Here is a 16,181-nt window from a genome sequence, read left to right on the forward strand (position 1 = left end):
CTCCATTTTTTTATTCATTGATGTGAATTTTTAAAATATAAGTATAAAAAATTAACTACCAAATATCAATTGCTTATTTAAAAGTTTCACTTTGTATGTCCAGATAATTTAATTTAAATCTATTTCGCTATCCCTCTGATCAATTTTTCAAATTGATCAGCTTCCCAAGCATATCTTCCAATAAAAAGACCGTCAATTGTCGGCTGGGCTATCAAATCAAATGCATTATCTATATTTACGCTACCCCCATATAAAACGGGTATTTGGTTTCCAGCTTCACCGAAAATTTCTAGTAACGTATCTTTTATTACACCATGTTTCTCTGCTGCATATTCAGTAGAAGCAGGTATCCCATTTACACCTATTGCCCATACTGGTTCGTAAGCGACACGTATTTTGTCAATACAGTCTTTAGGTACGTCAGCAAAATCAATCTTTAACTGCATACGTAAAACTTCATTGCTTACATTGTAGTTTTTCTGTTCTAAAGTTTCACCTACGCATAATAAAACTGTAAAATTGTGATTCAATGCACAAATAACTTTTTTGTTTTCGGAGGTATCGTCTTCTCCAAACACATGTCGACGCTCTGAATGTCCTATTTGTATTATGTCTATATCTAATTCTTGAAGCATGAGGGGAGATATTTCTCCAGTAAATTGCCCTTGTTCTACCCATGACATATTCTGGGCACCAAGCTTAATTAAATCCTTATTCACTATCTTACTAGCTTCACTTAAAGAAGTAAAAGACGGAATTACAAACAATTCAAATTCTTTTCGACTTATATCTTTTGTCTTAGCTGTCAACTCATTAAGATAAAAAACAGTATCTTTAATATTTTTATACATTTTTAGATTTGTCCCTAAAAACAGCTTAGATGTTTTCATTATTTAAAATTCATCCCTTCAATTTCACATATGGCGTCCACTTTGTCTTGTGAAGCTTTAACAACTCCATCCAATTTGAGCCATTCCTTAATATGTTGTTTAGCAACCTCTATACCAATAACCCTTGCACCAAAACATAAGACATTACAGTCATTGCTAAGGCTTGACCTATCTACTGAATAGATATCATGTCCTACTGCTGCACGAATATTTTTAAATTTATTTGCCGTAATTGCCATACCTATTCCTGTTCCACATATCAATATACCCCTCGAATTTTTCAAATCACCTTGTATCTTTTCTGCAACCTTTTTAGCTATATATGGATAAAAGGCTTTATCATCTTCACTATTTACGCCAACATCGCATACTTCATAACCCTGTTCTTCAATAATCTGTTTAACTTGTTCCTTAAAATAAAAGCCTGCATTGTCACAACCAATCATAATTTTATTGCCCATTTTTTGTTAACTCCAATCAAATTTATTATAGTTTTGAAACATATTCCTTCATTGCTCTAAAAATTATCCAAACTGAAGTTGCACCCGCATCTTGAAATCCGATGCTTCTTTCAAGTAGTGACTTGGCTCTTCCAAATTTTGCAACATATTTTTTTGTATCTTCCATACCTTTTTTTGCAGCTTCTTCAGCATTAGTAAGTAATGTCACCAAATCATCATTCTTAACATTTTCCATAGCAATAACAGCCGGCTCAAAAGCATCTATCATTGTTTTATCGCCAACCTCTGCTTTGCCTCTTTTTTTGACTGAGGTTAATGAACCCCTCATGAGTTCAGTTAATGATTGACAATCCAAGACTTCTTTACTATCTATGGTCTTGGCCCCACCCTCGAACATTGTCCCAAAAATTATGCCAGAAGCTCCACCCATTGAAGTAATCATTGTTCTGCCTACAGTTTTAAAAATTAGATTGATATTCTGGAATGATTCCATTTCATTTAATTTTGATTTAACTTTTTCAAAACCACATTCCATTCCTATACCATGATCTCCATCGCCAATTTTACTATCTATTTCCGTTAATAATGGTTTGTTTTCTATAATTGTGTCTGCAACGTAAATTATCATTGCCCTTGTTTGATTAATATCAATAGATCTCATTATTTAATTTCCTCCTTTGCATAATATGGCGAGAAGCAAGGTTTGCAGTAATATTTCTTAATTTCATCATCCAGTCTTAAAATTGTAATAGAAAAGCCACCCATTTCTTGACAAGTACAATAATTCTTAATTTCGCTATCAAATGTTTTAATATTATCCTGTTTTAGTAACTGAGATAATCTTCTGTAAACAATATTAAGTTCTAATAGTGTTGTGGATCCAAGTCCATTTACAAGTATACAAATCTCATCTTTAGACGATAGTTGCATATCTTTTTTTATAGTGTCATACATTGTATTGACCAATTCATCAGCGGATTTCATTGTTGTTCTTTTTATTCCCTGCTCGCCGTGAATTCCCATTCCATATTCTATTTCATTTTCTCCTAACTCGAATGTTGGTTTATCTAGACCGGGAATAGATCCTGCTGATGTTGCCAAGCCTATAGTATTTATATTATCCCTTGCCTTTTCAGTTATTCTAACTACTTCGTCAAGTTCTAACCCCTCGTCACATGCCGCACCAGCAACTTTAATTACGAATACATCACCTGCAATTCCACGCCTATCCTCTATTTTTTCTTTAGGTGCAGAAGCACAATCATCCCATACTCTTACGTGTGCTACTTTAATATTATCCTCTTCACAAAATTCTTCTCCCATATCAAAGTTTAAATTATCTCCCGCATAGTTTCCATAAATAAATATAATACCTTTTCCTTCATCTACTTCTTTTGCCGTTTCATAAATTATCTGGGGGTTTGGTGATGTAAAAATATTTCCACAGACCACCGCATCTGCTAATCCTCTGCCTACAAATCCACTAAAAAGTGGTTCATGCCCAGTGCCACCACCAACTACTAACGACACCTTATTTTTTCTTCTTTCATTAAAGGTAAAAGCATTTATATTAGGTATTTTGGTATAAAACCTTGAGTATGCAGTTAAATAACCCTCCATCATTTCTTCAACAACATTAGAACCCTGATTAATTATTTTTTTCATGATTATTCACTCCTTATGATCATTTCTAACGTATTTGCTCTCTAATAAATTAATCAAAATTTATATAGTTTAATTCTATTTTCTAATAATGTATCCTATAGGGTAGCCATTTCAAAATCCTACCCTATTAGGTACATACTAAATATATTTTTAACTATTTTCTCATTTATTTAATAGCAGCAATTTTTTTAAAGATACTTTTAATAATTCTTTCTTTTCTTTTGATAAGGCTGCAGCAGGTGCTAACACGTGAGTAGAAATGTCTACACCCACCATACGAGCACTCTCTTTTATCACGGCATAAAAAGGAGATTCTAATGGATAAATTTCCTCTGGAACATAGGATAAAAGCCTTTGAAGCTTAAAAGCACTTTCATAATCCTTTTTCAGAAAAGCTTCATATATACCTACAGTTAAATGTGGGGCAAAAACAGCACTTGCAGGTACGCTACCATCACCACCCATAATCAATGTGCTTAATAAATATTCATCAAAGCCTGAAAATACCAGAAAATCTGGGCGAACTGATTTAATTTCCAAAATAACGGATCTAATATGGTTCATTGTATCAACAGTATCCTTTAAACCAATAATGTTAGGGCATTCCAATGCCACTCTCTTTAATATATGAACAGGAAAGTTTTGACCACTCACCCCTGGATAATTGTACACGAGAATGGGTAAATCTAATTCTTTAGATATTTGTTTATAATGATTATATAGATTTTCTTCGCCTATTGATCCATAATAAGGATTGATTACTACAACTCCGTCAGCGCCTATGGATTGAGCATGTTTCCCATACATAATTGTTTCATCTGTGCCTGGTGCTCCAATGCCAATTAATACGGGTACTCGACCAGCTGTGTATTTAACACAAAATTTAGCAACCTCTTTTCTTAATGTTTCGGTCATATTACTAAATTCTCCTCCACTTCCAAGAAAAAACAGACCGTGAACTCCTCCTTGTATAACATGATCAATCAATCGTCCCATTCCACCAATATCCAACTTTCCCTCTTCTGTAAAAATCGTTGGCATTGGAGGAATGATTCCCTTGAATATCTGTTCTTTTTTCATTGCCAATTCCTCCTAATTATTTTGATTTACAGTTATTGGTTCTCTTACAATAAACCAATAACATATAGCAGCCCCAGCAGCAACAATTCCACCGCTTACAAACGCCAGTGTAAATGATCCGGTAGAATCAGCAATTAATCCCACTATAAAAGGTGATAAGGCTCCACCAAAGTAACCACCAAAATTTTGAATAGAACCCACCGAAGCAACTAATTCTTCAGGAGCAACATCACCAGCTAAAGCCCAGGCATTACCTGTTATACAAGCTATACAACCGATTGCAGCTGCCATAAGCAATACTGTCATTTTAATGTTAGTTGCAAACGGGATACATATTGTAACCGCACCTGCAATCACAGCTGCAACACTTATAACTGCACGTTTAGCCACCATAGGATCCATAGATTTTTTTTCTACAAGTCTTGTAGAAATATATCCACCGATTAAGTCTCCAAATATTCCTCCTATCCATGGAATACTAGCCCAGATTCCTAACTGACTAAACGTAATATGCTGTGTCTTAACAAGATATAGAGGCGTAAAAACTATAAAGATATTAAATATCCATATTATACAAAAGAAACCTAAAATCATACCCCAAACACTGCGATACTTAAATAGTTCTTTCCATTTAACTGTACTTTTCACATTACTCTTTTCTTCACCTGCACCACCGGCTTTTATATACTCAAATTCTTCTGTAGAAAGTGACTTAGATTTATTTGGAGTCTTATAAAATTTAGCGAAAACCAAGGCGAAGACAAGTCCAATTGCACCAGTTATGAAAAACAGTGATCTCCAGCCACTTAATAACAATATAGTAACAAGTATGGGTGCTGCTATCGCTGGTCCAACCTTGGATGCTGAATCCCAAACCCCAGATGCTAACCCTCTTTCCTTTTTAGGGAACCAATACGAAGTGACTTTAGCTGATGTAGGCATACAAGGTGCTTCACCAATGCCTAGTACTGCACGACCAACCAAAAGTGTTGATAAATTATTACAAAGACCTGTCGCTGCTGTCGCAAAACTCCACCACGTTATAGCGATAACATACATTTTTTTGGACCCAATACGATCTACTAACCATCCAGAAGGCAACTGCATAAATGCATATGTCCAAGAAAATACTGTACCCAATAATCCAATATCAGCGTTTGTCAAATGCAATTCCTTCATCATTGCAGGAGCTGCTATTGAAAGATTAGAACGATCAAGATAGTTGATGATGCCACCTATAAGCAACCATATAGATATCTTCCATCTTACGTTACCTTTAGGTTTAGTCGAAACTGGTATACTCGATTCTAGATTAGTATTCACAATTAATCCCCCTTAATATAATTATAATTAACTAATAAACGACAGTGTTTACATATATGAATTTAATTCACTTTTAAATATAATAAAAGAAGTATCATTTTCATATAATAAAACTTACTATATTGACTTGCTAAACTAAAATTACTCTAAACATAAATAACTAAAATAATAAAATATTGTTCTTCAATTGATTTTGTAGATTATCCAGATTTCATTTACAAAATAAACACCAACTTTCTTTTTACCAATGATTTTTTCATACCAAGTAAATTCACTTCATATATCCATTAATATCATTGGCAATCCTAAATGCAGATAACTTAACTTGTTTCTAGATTAGTATTCATATTTATAATTAATCCCTAGTCGATAACTTGATTCGCATATATGAACTCAATTCGCAATTGTGCATAAAAAAATATCCTTTTCATAAAATAATACTTACTATATTAACTTGCTAAACTAAAATTATTTTAAACGTAAATAACTAAAATAAAAGAAACATTGTTCTTCAATTGATTTTATGGATCATCCAGATTATCATTTAACAATATAAACACCCACTTTCTTTATACCAATTATTTTCTCATGCCAAGTAAGTTCACTTCTCATAGACTTCTCGTAAAGTTACATGCCGTAATTATTCATAATAATTATCATTAATACTATTGGCAATCTTAATTAAACCTAACTTAATTTGTTACAAAATATAGTGCTGCTTCATCAATCCCATGGTTTGATGCAATTATAATATCTCGATCTTTGCCGTTTAACACATCTATATTACTTGGTCCTGTCCCGGCTTCTATAATTTCAGTTTTAAATTTCAGAGGATTGGTACTTACACATTGAACATAAAACAATTCCTTTCCCAAACTACGATATCCTCCAATGATTGTTGGAATTCCCCTAAGTTTACCGCCCCAAACTACATGTCCAAAGTCCATTTCCTTGGGATATTTATATACAACTTTATATTGGCCTCCTATCTTTTTGTTTATAACAAAATCCCCACCATGAAAGGGTTCAATTGTAACCAGTTCATCCTCACCATCTCCATCAATGTCTATTACTGCAATATCACTTACAGATTTCTCTAATACCGTTTCAATTTTCCACTCGCCATCCTGTATCTGTGGTGGTGTAATAACAAAAACTCCTTCCTCACAAGTTACCATAATAGACATTTTTTCATTCCAAACAGTCTTACAGAAACCATGATTTTTTGTAAGGCCTTCTTTTATAACCTTTAACTTAATAGGCTTAGATAAATCATCCGGAATGATTCCAATGTAAATTTTACCTGGATCTGACCAATCATCCTCAAACTGTTTTGTAGTACAAAGTGTTGCTCCAATAAAATAGTTCACTCCACCTGCTGTTAATATGCTAAAACGATGTACATATGGTAATCCCAATATCGTTTTAACATTCCACTTGCCACCCTTTTGTGGCTGAGCCCATACAATTTCAGCATTCTCAGATTGGTAAATCGGGAAAAAGTTCTGAATAGCTAAAAAATCACCGTTTTTACCCGGTATAGCTACTATAGCCATCGTTCCACCAGGTCCATCCCATACTGTCGATTGTTCAAAATTAGGTCCAGAGTACATATAACAGGGGCCCTTACCCTCTGTTGCTAAAAGAATCTTTCTATCTAAATCTATTACAGTACTGCTCGTGGCATAACATTTATTTACTTTTCCTAAAATTTTCTTTTCAATTTTCATATTACATTCTCCTTACGATAAAGATTTGAATGGCAGTGAAATGTCCATTACTTAAGAATGAACTTATTATAGATTTATATCCTTATTTTTTGCCTCTGGATTTAAACATGTGGGCTGTAGATAACGTTTACATTTTAGTTATAGCCCTTTTATTTAACACCTTATTACAATTTAGCCTTATGTTAAAAAAGAATTAATAGAAAACTTTATATTATTATTTAAATTTAATTTTTTTAACTATTCGCTAAATACCGATTCGCATATGTAAACCCAGTTCGAAGTTTGTGATAAAAATCTTAATCTAATTATGATATGAGTACTTTTAATCATATCATAATTAAGTAATTGTATTAATATATTTCATTTCTTCGATATCCCAATATTTTGGAAATATCTAATGCAGTATCTCTTATCATTTTTCCAAACATTTCGGTCCTTTCCTTATCCATTTTTAAATAGATTGATGATATACTAATCGCGCATACGGCTTTGTCTGTAAGATCATAAATAGGTGCTGCTACACAAAATATATCATCTTCTCTTTCACGGTTATCAATAGCATATCCACGTTCACGAGTAAGCTGAAGGTCCTTAATTAAATCATTATATTTACGAATCGTATTGTTTGTATAATTAGTTTTATTATCTCGCATTTTCCAAACTTCTTTTACTCGTTCAATTGAATATGTAGCTAATAAGGCTTTCCCTAACCCACTACAATTCATTGGTCCTCTCATACCTATTCCTGCAGTATTCGCAAGTGTAGTATGGGTTTCAATTCTATCTATATATATAATTGATCCCTTATCCTCTACTGCCATAAATATTCTCTCACCAGTTTTAACACTAAGTTCCTCTAAAAAAGATCGAGCTATTTTATGAAAATCAACCTTGTCTAAAACAGTCATTCCCATTTCAAATATTTTAATGCCCAATCGAAAAGTTCTTAAGTCCTTATTATCAAACTCCAATATTCCTTTTTCCATTAATGTATATACTAATTCATAAGTACTACTTTTAGGCATATCCAAATCCTGACTAATTTCTAGTTGAGTTAATGCTTTTGGGCTAATTGAAATTAAATTTAGTAAATCAATAGTCCTAGATGCTGATTTGTTTATTTTTAAAATAGAGAGCCCTCCTTATTATGTATATGCGAACCTAATTCGTATATGCCTTTAATTGATTCTATCATTTTATATTTAACTTGTCAATAATAATTTCATTATTTTCAATTAATTTACAATATAGCTCAACCATTTTAAAATAAGTGGTAAGCAATTAATTCAGATTTATTATTTATATATACGCAAAATTTGTATTAAAATAGATTTCAGCTACTAAATATTAGTACCTATACTTCAACATATACATCTATACTGAATTTGGTATGTCTTGTAACCCCGTAGTACTCCCTATCCGTAATAATCTGTGTGTGTGTGTGTGTGTACATTTATATTTAGCTAATTAATTTATTTTAAAATTAATTTATTAGTATTATTTATATGTTAAAATTTATCCCCTACCCACATAATTATATAACTGCTGATTCAATAATTGAAAATGTATTTTTTTCATAATCAATTTCAGCTAGGCGCCATATGGAAGACAAATTTTAGGTTCTGTATGACCAAAATTCATATTATACAAGATTGGTAAATTTTCTTTATTAAATTCTTTCATAACTTTATAAATTACTTCTTTGTATTTAATATAATTTTCTTCATCCTCAGGTTTTTCCCAGATGATGCCATTAATGCACACCTCTATCCTCTTGGATAATACATAATTATTAAAACCCCAATAAGCGAAATAGCTCCTCCGATTAAGTCAAACTTATCTGGAAGAACATTATCTATTTTCCATCCCCATAAAAGTGATAGAACGATAAATATTCCACCATATGTTGCATATACCCGTCCAAAATTAGCACTTGGTGGTTGTAGTGTTGGTACTACTCCATAAACAATTAAACACATAGCTCCAGCTAACCCGTACAAAATGCTTTTACCATCTCTTAACCATTGCCATACAAGATATCCTCCACCTATTTCAAATATTCCTGCTAATACAAAATAAAATATTGATTTAAGTATTTCCATAAAATTATCTTTTTCCCTTCAAATAAGTTTTAAAATTTAAGATTGAATATATTGGGTAATATTAAATTATAAATTAAATGAGTTACAGCAAAAACGGTCCCACCAAATAATGCACCTACTATACAACCATTTATACGAATTCCATGAAGATCATTTCCAGCCTTCTGTTTTATAAAATTATTTAAAGATTTGTCATCCATATTATTTAATACTTGTTTAACTATATGCCCTAGATGATCATACTTTGATTCTATAATTTTAAAAACAGATCTCTTAATAAACTGATCTATATTTTTTTTGTTAACGTTGTTGGTTTTAAACTCATTCCAATATTTTTTTAACTGAATTTTTATCAATGTAACAACCGATATAATATCTTCTTTGCTAAGTGTTTTTCTTTCAACTTTATTACATTCCTCCAAAGTAGTATTGCATAAAAAAACTTCTTTTTCAGTAATGATTTTTATGAAATCTTTAATTATGACATTTAAATCATCCTGTATTGAAATTTCTTTAAGTATCTTTATCTTCCAATTTTCAATATCACTTCTAACCTCATTATCTGTATGCACTTTTTCAAATAACTGTGTAATGTTTTCAATTATTTTACAACGTAACAAATCATTTTCATTTTTTAAACTTAAAAGAAGTTTATTGATTTGTTCTAAAAGTGATATTGTAATATCAGAAGTATTAATTGCATTTACTGATTTTAAAATACTAATAATCTTTTCCATGACAAGACTATTAGCTTCTTTTTTTATAATATCATCTACAAATTTTTCTAATATTTTCTTTGTACTATCGCGATTTACATATTCAATTATGCTTTTTATAATTATATTAAATGTTCGTTTAAATTCCTCACTTTGTATACCATATGAAATACCTTTATTTATATAAACTGATATATCTATTAATTCGATTTTTTGTTTTAATTTAGTCTCCAAAAATTCAGCAAATTTTAAGGTATCTACACTCTCTATCCTTTCTATGAAATAATCTATTAGTACTTCATATAATTCACTTCTGGTGTTTATATTCAAATCAATAAAGTCAATTAAAGCATCAATTATATTAATCTCTTCAATTTTACCTCTCAATACCTTTTCACTTAACAACTCATTTTGAACTACATAAGCTACAGCATTTACTATACTCTCTCTGTTCTTAGATATTATAGCAGTGTGCGATGCAATTATTGGTATTTTCCTTACCAAAAATGGTTCTTCAAATAATGCAGTTATAGCGAACCAATCCGCAATAGAGCCGACTAGTGCTGCTTCAATAATAAAACTCAACACTTCAAGCCATTCATTATTCCCGAAATTCATTTTTGTGAGAGTGATTATAATAATTAATATTATTAAGATAACAACTGATAAATCCGCTATTCTTTTATTCCTCATCACTATACTCCTATACTATACTTGATAATAAATATTATAATACCAACTATACCACCTACAAGAGAACCATTAATACGTATCAACTGTAAGTCATTTCCAACATTTAACTCTATTAGTTCAACTAGCATAGTATCTGTGTATTTACTAAGATTTTCTTTAACAATTTTGCCGACATTTTTATGTTCATCATCAATTAGTTTATATATTATATTTTTAAGAAACACATCCACTTTTCTCTGGGCAACAAAATCTCCATCTAAATCATTCATCCAATTTTTTATAATAAGAAAAATATTATCACATAATGTCTCATTTTTAACTATTTTATTAATTGCAGTTTCAACTATCATATTAATGCATTCCTCAATCTTAATGTTTTTAAACAACTCAATTTTCCACTTCTCAACTTTAAATTTAAAATCATTATCATTTTTAAGTTCATTCAGTTTATCATAAGTCCACTGCTTTAGTATTAACCTATTTTTATTATCACAATTTTTCACACTACTTAGAAATTTCTCGATTTTCTTTTGAGTCTCAATTGCTAAATTATTATTACTACCCTTAAATCCATCAATTATTTTTTTCCTTTTACTACTACCCTCATAAGATGAACGTGACTTATCAATAAAATTAATAAGTATATTTTTGAAATCATCAGTTTGAGAAAACAATATTAATTCATCTAGGATAAAATTATAAACTTTATCCTCATACTCAGTTATTAAACAAATTTCTATAAGTTTAATAATTAATTTATGCAAATCAATTATTTTCAAATTACTTATTATTAAATCAGAAATATTTTTTTTAAGCTCATTGTTGTTTATTTTATTTAAATTTTCTTCAATCATTAATCTAATTGCCGTCTTTATATTTTCAATTTCACTATTATTTTTTACTAGTTTAATAAGAAGTTTTGAAGTATCGTATTTTCCAAGTAATTTCTTAAAGATTTCCTTAGTCAATAACTCCTCACTTACCATATTAGAAAGACCATCAAAAATTTTCTGTTTATTTTTAGGGATAGTCCTCTTTAGTAATTTGTTAATACCCCACCAATCAGCAAAACCGCCAATCATAGAAGCGCAACTTCCACTATACACAAGTCCCCCTAAGAAAGTATTATGAAACGGATAACTAACTACATAAATGCTAGAAGCTAATATTAAAATTAATGTTGCCTTATGACGATTCACTTTAATAAACCTACTTTCCTTACATGATTTTTTTTTATCACGGTTGTTCCTATTTATACTTTCAATTTGTATTCTTGTGTTAACCTCTACCAAAACCCATAGGAATAATATTTAAGAGTGATGGCTTCAACATTCATTGTAAATCAACAAACACCTTTTTTCAATATAACTTTAGCCTTCTCTACAATGTTGGTATTTATTATTATAAAACGTGATTTAAATTGCGGTGGGCGGTTTGCTTAAAAACCTAATATTTTAATTAGAGCCTGGAATAACAACACCATAGTTAATGCTATTAAAATAACTATAGTAATCCAACCAACCCAGTTTTTGAATTTATTGTTTATATATATACCCATAAGGTCTTTTTTGTTTACCATTAACATCATACAGATTAAAACCACCGGTAGAAGCATTCCATTAATTACTTGTGATCCAAGAGAAATCTGAAGTAATGGTGCACCTGGAATGAGAATAATTGCGGCACCTATAATTATTATTGCTGTAAATAGTCCGTAAAATTCTGGGGCTTCCTTCATTGTTTTATCAATACCGGCTTCAAACCCAAAGGCTTCGCAAATGTAAAATGCAGTTGCCAATGGAAGAATTGTTGCCGAGAATACTGAAGCTACCAAGAGACCGAAGGCAAAGATACTTGAAGCTAAATCTCCAGCTAAGGGTTTTAATGCCATTGCCGCGTCTTTAGCTTCATTTATAGTAATACCCTGTTTATTTAAAGTTGCAGCGCAAGCTACAATAATAAAGAAAGCTACAACCACCGTTACGGTACATCCAAGGATAACATCCATAAGTTCATATTTATACTCAGAGATTTTAATACCTTTTTCTATTACAGAGGACTGCATATAAAATTGCATCCAAGGAGCAATAGTAGTACCGATTAACCCAATTACAGTACTAATCCAAGCAGCATCTATGCCTTCTCCATTAGCACCGTTGAATGATGGTATAGGATTAATTAACGAAGTTCCAATCTGATGCCAATCTGGATGAGCAAGAATGGCAGAAAATACATAGGAAAGTAAAAATACACTAAACACTAAGAAAATCTTTTCAACAGACCTATAGGTTCCTTTTACAACAAGTAGCCATACTAAAACTACTGCAATTGGAACTGTAATATATTTTGAAAGATCAAATACTTGCAAACTTCCTGCAATACCCGCAAATTCAGTGGCTGTATTACCTATATCTGCTACTAATAGTCCTAGAAATATAAAGAAAGTTATCTTTACACCAAAATTTTCTCTAATTAAATCAGCTAAGCCCTTTTGAGTTACAATACCCATTCTTGCATTCATTTCTTGTACTACGAGTAATGCAATGAAGCAGGGAATCAATGTCCAAAGCAAAAGGTATCCATAGTGAGCTCCGGCTACAGAGTAAGCTGAAATACCACCGGCATCATTATCTACGCTTCCAGTTATTAAGCCAGGACCTACCACTGATAGAAACACCATGAGACCAACCATCCAAGGCTTTTTATTTGAATTCGTTTTTTCATTCATTCTAAATCCTCCTTATTTAACTAATCTTTCTCTTGTTTTTAAGTAATTCATAAATAATATCATTTATTATAACATTGCCCAGTAACTTCATTTCATTATCTGTAACAGGAATAGCTACAAGATTGTATTTCGAAACATTTTTTATCAAATCATTGATACTATCTGTATCAAACATTGATTTGAATTTTTTCTTCATAATATCACCTATTTTGCTAGTTGGCTCAGAAATGATTAGATCCCTTAGGGAAAGTGTTCCTATTAATTTATCATTTTCATCCACTACATAAAGGCTGAATAATTCATCTTCTTCAGGTTTTAGCTTCCTTAGACTTTCAATTGCACCATTTATAGTTTCATTGTTTTTAAAAGATACAAAATCCGTGCTCATAAGACTACCAACTGCTTTAGGATCATATCCTAACAATTCTCTAATTTCGTCTGAAGCTTCTTTTTCCATGCTATTAAGTAGTTCTTCCACTTTTTCTTCATCCATACCATCAAGAATATCTGCAGCTTCATCCGCAGGCATTTCTTCTAAGACATCTGCAGCTTTATCTGCGGATAGACTTTCAATGAAACTAACTTGTGCATCTTCTTCCATTTGTTCTAAAACATCTGCAGCAGTTGCATTGTCTAGTGATGAAAAAATAGTAAGACCAGTTTTCGCATCAAAATCTTCAATAATATCAGCTAAGTCAGAGGGGTGAAGAATAGATAGAGAATCATAGGTTTTCGATAAAACAATATTTTCATTAGAAGTTACAACAGCCTCTACATCATTCCATAACATAAGCTTAGCAGAAACCTTAAGACCCAATATCTTAAGTGGTTTAGCTATTCCAATTCTTCTTAGAAGACCATCTATGCCAATGTCAACAGCAACTACATAAGCTCCTTTTTCTAAATATGATAGTGAAATATCATTTACACGAACTACTTTTCTCCCATTAACATCTATAATCTGTTGATCTAAAATATTCTTTCTTAAAAACAATATATTGGTTGAAGTATATTCTTCAATTTTGTTACAGACTAAAATATATTGTCCCTTTTGTTTTGTAATTGAAAAATGTTTGAAATTGTAGTCTTTAATTCCATTATTAGTTTTTACTTTTGCAATAGTGACATGAGGGCTTTTTAATTCATTTATAACACCAAGATCAATTAATTTTCCAATAACTTTCAAATCAGATGTATAAACTTTATTTCCTAAAATTCTACTTAAATAAAAGTTGTTTTTCATATTATATCCCTCCATTTCTATACTATTTATGCCCAATTTCAATAAAAAAATCTCTCCACAACGAAGTGAAGAGATTAAAGTGCATAATAAATAAAAGCGCTAAAAAAACAGCTCATCTCCACTCGTTGAGTTTTAGCACTGTACAGCTTAGAGATTTGATACTCAGCTACATTAAGTAAAACCTTAATCCGGTAATACCTGCTGACCCATTGGCGTCTCTCGACATTTCTGGGCAGTAGCGTGTGTCTTATACAGTAACCTCACCTAACAAGAATATTAAATTATAATTTAAAATAATATTTTTCTTACATCATCATACTATGCGTCATATCCAATATTGTCAATGGTTATATATTCTATTAAGAATAATTCTAAGTAAATTTCATTATCAATTGATAATTATTTTTACCAAATATTATCATTAAAAGTGTTGGTTTTAAACAACAATTGCATTATAATAGTAATATTGATTATTATCAATTAATAAAATTTTGAAAGGAATGAATAAAAATGAACAAGCAAAAAGCCGCAGCATTATCTATCTTTTCAAATACTGCGTTAATATTTTTTAAAGTTATAGTTGGAATTTTAATGGGCTCAGTTAGTGTTATTTCTGAAGCAATCCATTCTTCTATAGATCTTTTGGCAAGCATTATTGCTTTTTTCTCCATTAAGATAGCCTCGAAAGCTGAGGATAATGGTCACCCCTTTGGACATGGTAAATATGAAAATGTATCTGGTTTCGTTGAAGCTTTATTGATTTTACTTGCTGCCGCTATAATAGTCTATCAAGCCGTAAAAAGAATATTTGAAGGCGGAACTGTGGAGAATGTAGGTGCTGGTATATTGGTTATGCTTTTAGCTGCTGTAGTTAACTTCTTTATTTCAATGATACTATTAAAAACAGCCAAGAAGACAGATTCGATTGCTCTAGAGGCAGATGCTATGCATCTTCTAACCGATGTATATACCTCCATCGGAGTGCTTATTGGGCTTGTATTATTGAAAATAACAAAAATACCAATTATTGATCCAATTACTGCTATACTTGTCGCAGTACTAATAGTTAAGACATCTATAGGCTTAATCAAAAAGTCTTTAAATGACTTAGTTGATTGTAAGCTCCCAGATGATGATATTTCAAAGATATTAAGTATTCTTGACTCTCATTTAGAGATCACTAGATATCATAGCTTAAGAACTAGGAAAAGTGGCTCCACACGAGAAATAGATGTACAAGTCCATGTTGGAGAAAACGCCACACTAGTTGATGCCCATATACTCTCGGATAAAATTGAAGATGAAATAAAAAATATTTTCCCTGGCGAGTCCTATGTAATGATTCATTTAGAGCCAGAAATCTCTATTAAGTAATATTTGAATACTTTATTGCATTAGAAGCTTCTTTTATATTTTTATTAAATAATTTTTTTCAATAAAAATTGATTAAAATATACAAGGATGGTGTTATTAGTTAAAAACTAATAACACTATCTATAATCTCCTAATGTAAAATTGTTTTGTAATTATGTTACACTCGATATTTAATG

General features: G+C 31.1%; 15 protein-coding genes and 1 riboswitch. Of the genes, 1 reads left to right on the forward strand and 14 read right to left on the reverse strand.

The annotated features are described in order from the left end of the window. Positions 1 to 119: 119 nt before the first annotated feature. The 14 genes from VIM70_RS13760 to VIM70_RS13825 all read right to left on the reverse strand — a co-directional run bounded on the left by VIM70_RS13760 (position 120) and on the right by VIM70_RS13825 (position 14,631). Positions 120 to 890, reverse strand: a complete 771-nt coding sequence (locus tag VIM70_RS13760) for a triose-phosphate isomerase (protein ID WP_331946338.1) — start codon at positions 888 to 890, stop codon at positions 120 to 122. Then, positions 890 to 1,351, reverse strand: coding sequence for a ribose 5-phosphate isomerase B (gene rpiB / locus VIM70_RS13765; protein ID WP_331946339.1), 462 nt, complete (start codon positions 1,349 to 1,351; stop codon positions 890 to 892). Before rpiB ends, VIM70_RS13760 begins: the two co-directional genes overlap by 1 nt. Positions 1,352 to 1,376: 25 nt before the next feature. After that, positions 1,377 to 2,012, reverse strand: coding sequence for a dihydroxyacetone kinase subunit DhaL (gene dhaL, locus VIM70_RS13770; RefSeq protein WP_331946340.1), 636 nt, complete (start codon positions 2,010 to 2,012; stop codon positions 1,377 to 1,379). Then, on the reverse strand, positions 2,012 to 3,016 hold the full coding sequence (locus tag VIM70_RS13775) for a dihydroxyacetone kinase subunit DhaK (RefSeq protein WP_331946341.1): 1,005 nt from the start codon (positions 3,014 to 3,016) through the stop codon (positions 2,012 to 2,014). Before VIM70_RS13775 ends, dhaL begins: the two co-directional genes overlap by 1 nt. A 162-nt stretch (positions 3,017 to 3,178) precedes the next feature. Then, positions 3,179 to 4,096 (reverse strand): dihydrodipicolinate synthase family protein, encoded by a 918-nt coding sequence (locus VIM70_RS13780; protein ID WP_331946342.1) that lies wholly within the window; start codon positions 4,094 to 4,096, stop codon positions 3,179 to 3,181. A gap of 12 nt (positions 4,097 to 4,108) precedes the next feature. Further along, entirely contained in the window at positions 4,109 to 5,419 is a 1,311-nt protein-coding gene (locus tag VIM70_RS13785; protein WP_331946343.1) for an MFS transporter, read from the reverse strand. Between the two features lie 692 nt (positions 5,420 to 6,111). Then, positions 6,112 to 7,149 (reverse strand): hypothetical protein, encoded by a 1,038-nt coding sequence (locus VIM70_RS13790; RefSeq protein WP_331946344.1) that lies wholly within the window; start codon positions 7,147 to 7,149, stop codon positions 6,112 to 6,114. Positions 7,150 to 7,499: 350 nt separating this feature from the next. Further along, positions 7,500 to 8,279, reverse strand: a complete 780-nt coding sequence (locus VIM70_RS13795) for an IclR family transcriptional regulator (protein ID WP_331946382.1) — start codon at positions 8,277 to 8,279, stop codon at positions 7,500 to 7,502. Between the two features lie 460 nt (positions 8,280 to 8,739). Next, positions 8,740 to 8,913 (reverse strand): hypothetical protein, encoded by a 174-nt coding sequence (locus VIM70_RS13800; RefSeq protein ID WP_331946345.1) that lies wholly within the window; start codon positions 8,911 to 8,913, stop codon positions 8,740 to 8,742. Positions 8,914 to 8,915: 2 nt separating this feature from the next. Next, complete coding sequence (locus tag VIM70_RS13805) at positions 8,916 to 9,251, reverse strand: YnfA family protein (protein ID WP_331946346.1); 336 nt, start codon at positions 9,249 to 9,251, stop codon at positions 8,916 to 8,918. Between the two features lie 29 nt (positions 9,252 to 9,280). After that, the gene (locus VIM70_RS13810; protein WP_331946347.1) at positions 9,281 to 10,660 is read right to left on the reverse strand and encodes a DUF445 domain-containing protein; all 1,380 of its coding nucleotides are present in this window, start codon (positions 10,658 to 10,660) and stop codon (positions 9,281 to 9,283) included. A gap of 2 nt (positions 10,661 to 10,662) precedes the next feature. Continuing rightward, the gene (locus VIM70_RS13815; RefSeq protein WP_331946348.1) at positions 10,663 to 11,859 is read right to left on the reverse strand and encodes a DUF445 domain-containing protein; all 1,197 of its coding nucleotides are present in this window, start codon (positions 11,857 to 11,859) and stop codon (positions 10,663 to 10,665) included. Positions 11,860 to 12,098: 239 nt separating this feature from the next. Continuing rightward, positions 12,099 to 13,388: an Nramp family divalent metal transporter gene (locus VIM70_RS13820; RefSeq protein ID WP_331946349.1), complete on the reverse strand. Its 1,290-nt coding sequence runs from the start codon at positions 13,386 to 13,388 to the stop codon at positions 12,099 to 12,101. A gap of 16 nt (positions 13,389 to 13,404) precedes the next feature. Next, complete coding sequence (locus tag VIM70_RS13825; protein ID WP_331946350.1) at positions 13,405 to 14,631, reverse strand: magnesium transporter; 1,227 nt, start codon at positions 14,629 to 14,631, stop codon at positions 13,405 to 13,407. Positions 14,632 to 14,741: 110 nt separating this feature from the next. Continuing rightward, positions 14,742 to 14,910, reverse strand: a riboswitch (M-box (ykoK) riboswitch). Positions 14,911 to 15,141: 231 nt separating this feature from the next. On the opposite strand from VIM70_RS13825, the gene VIM70_RS13830 reads away from it, so the two are divergent. Beyond that, positions 15,142 to 16,005, forward strand: a complete 864-nt coding sequence (locus tag VIM70_RS13830) for a cation diffusion facilitator family transporter (protein ID WP_331946351.1) — start codon at positions 15,142 to 15,144, stop codon at positions 16,003 to 16,005. Positions 16,006 to 16,181: the final 176 nt, after the last annotated feature.

This window comes from Clostridium sp. (genome assembly GCF_036569345.1).
GTDB lineage: Bacteria > Bacillota > Clostridia > Clostridiales > Clostridiaceae > Clostridium_AD.

What these genes read in the sequence shown, in the direction of transcription:
- VIM70_RS13775 (WP_331946341.1), bottom strand. Translation starts at nt 3,016, where the DNA reads ATGAAAAAAATAATTAATCAGGGTTCTAATGTTGTTGAAGAAATGATG.
- rpiB (WP_331946339.1), bottom strand. Translation starts at nt 1,351, where the DNA reads ATGGGCAATAAAATTATGATTGGTTGTGACAATGCAGGCTTTTATTTT.
- VIM70_RS13830 (WP_331946351.1), top strand. Translation starts at nt 15,142, where the DNA reads ATGAACAAGCAAAAAGCCGCAGCATTATCTATCTTTTCAAATACTGCG.
- VIM70_RS13760 (WP_331946338.1), bottom strand. Translation starts at nt 890, where the DNA reads ATGAAAACATCTAAGCTGTTTTTAGGGACAAATCTAAAAATGTATAAA.
- dhaL (WP_331946340.1), bottom strand. Translation starts at nt 2,012, where the DNA reads ATGAGATCTATTGATATTAATCAAACAAGGGCAATGATAATTTACGTT.
- VIM70_RS13825 (WP_331946350.1), bottom strand. Translation starts at nt 14,631, where the DNA reads ATGAAAAACAACTTTTATTTAAGTAGAATTTTAGGAAATAAAGTTTAT.
- VIM70_RS13810 (WP_331946347.1), bottom strand. Translation starts at nt 10,660, where the DNA reads ATGAGGAATAAAAGAATAGCGGATTTATCAGTTGTTATCTTAATAATA.
- VIM70_RS13805 (WP_331946346.1), bottom strand. Translation starts at nt 9,251, where the DNA reads ATGGAAATACTTAAATCAATATTTTATTTTGTATTAGCAGGAATATTT.
- VIM70_RS13790 (WP_331946344.1), bottom strand. Translation starts at nt 7,149, where the DNA reads ATGAAAATTGAAAAGAAAATTTTAGGAAAAGTAAATAAATGTTATGCC.
- VIM70_RS13820 (WP_331946349.1), bottom strand. Translation starts at nt 13,388, where the DNA reads ATGAATGAAAAAACGAATTCAAATAAAAAGCCTTGGATGGTTGGTCTC.
- VIM70_RS13780 (WP_331946342.1), bottom strand. Translation starts at nt 4,096, where the DNA reads ATGAAAAAAGAACAGATATTCAAGGGAATCATTCCTCCAATGCCAACG.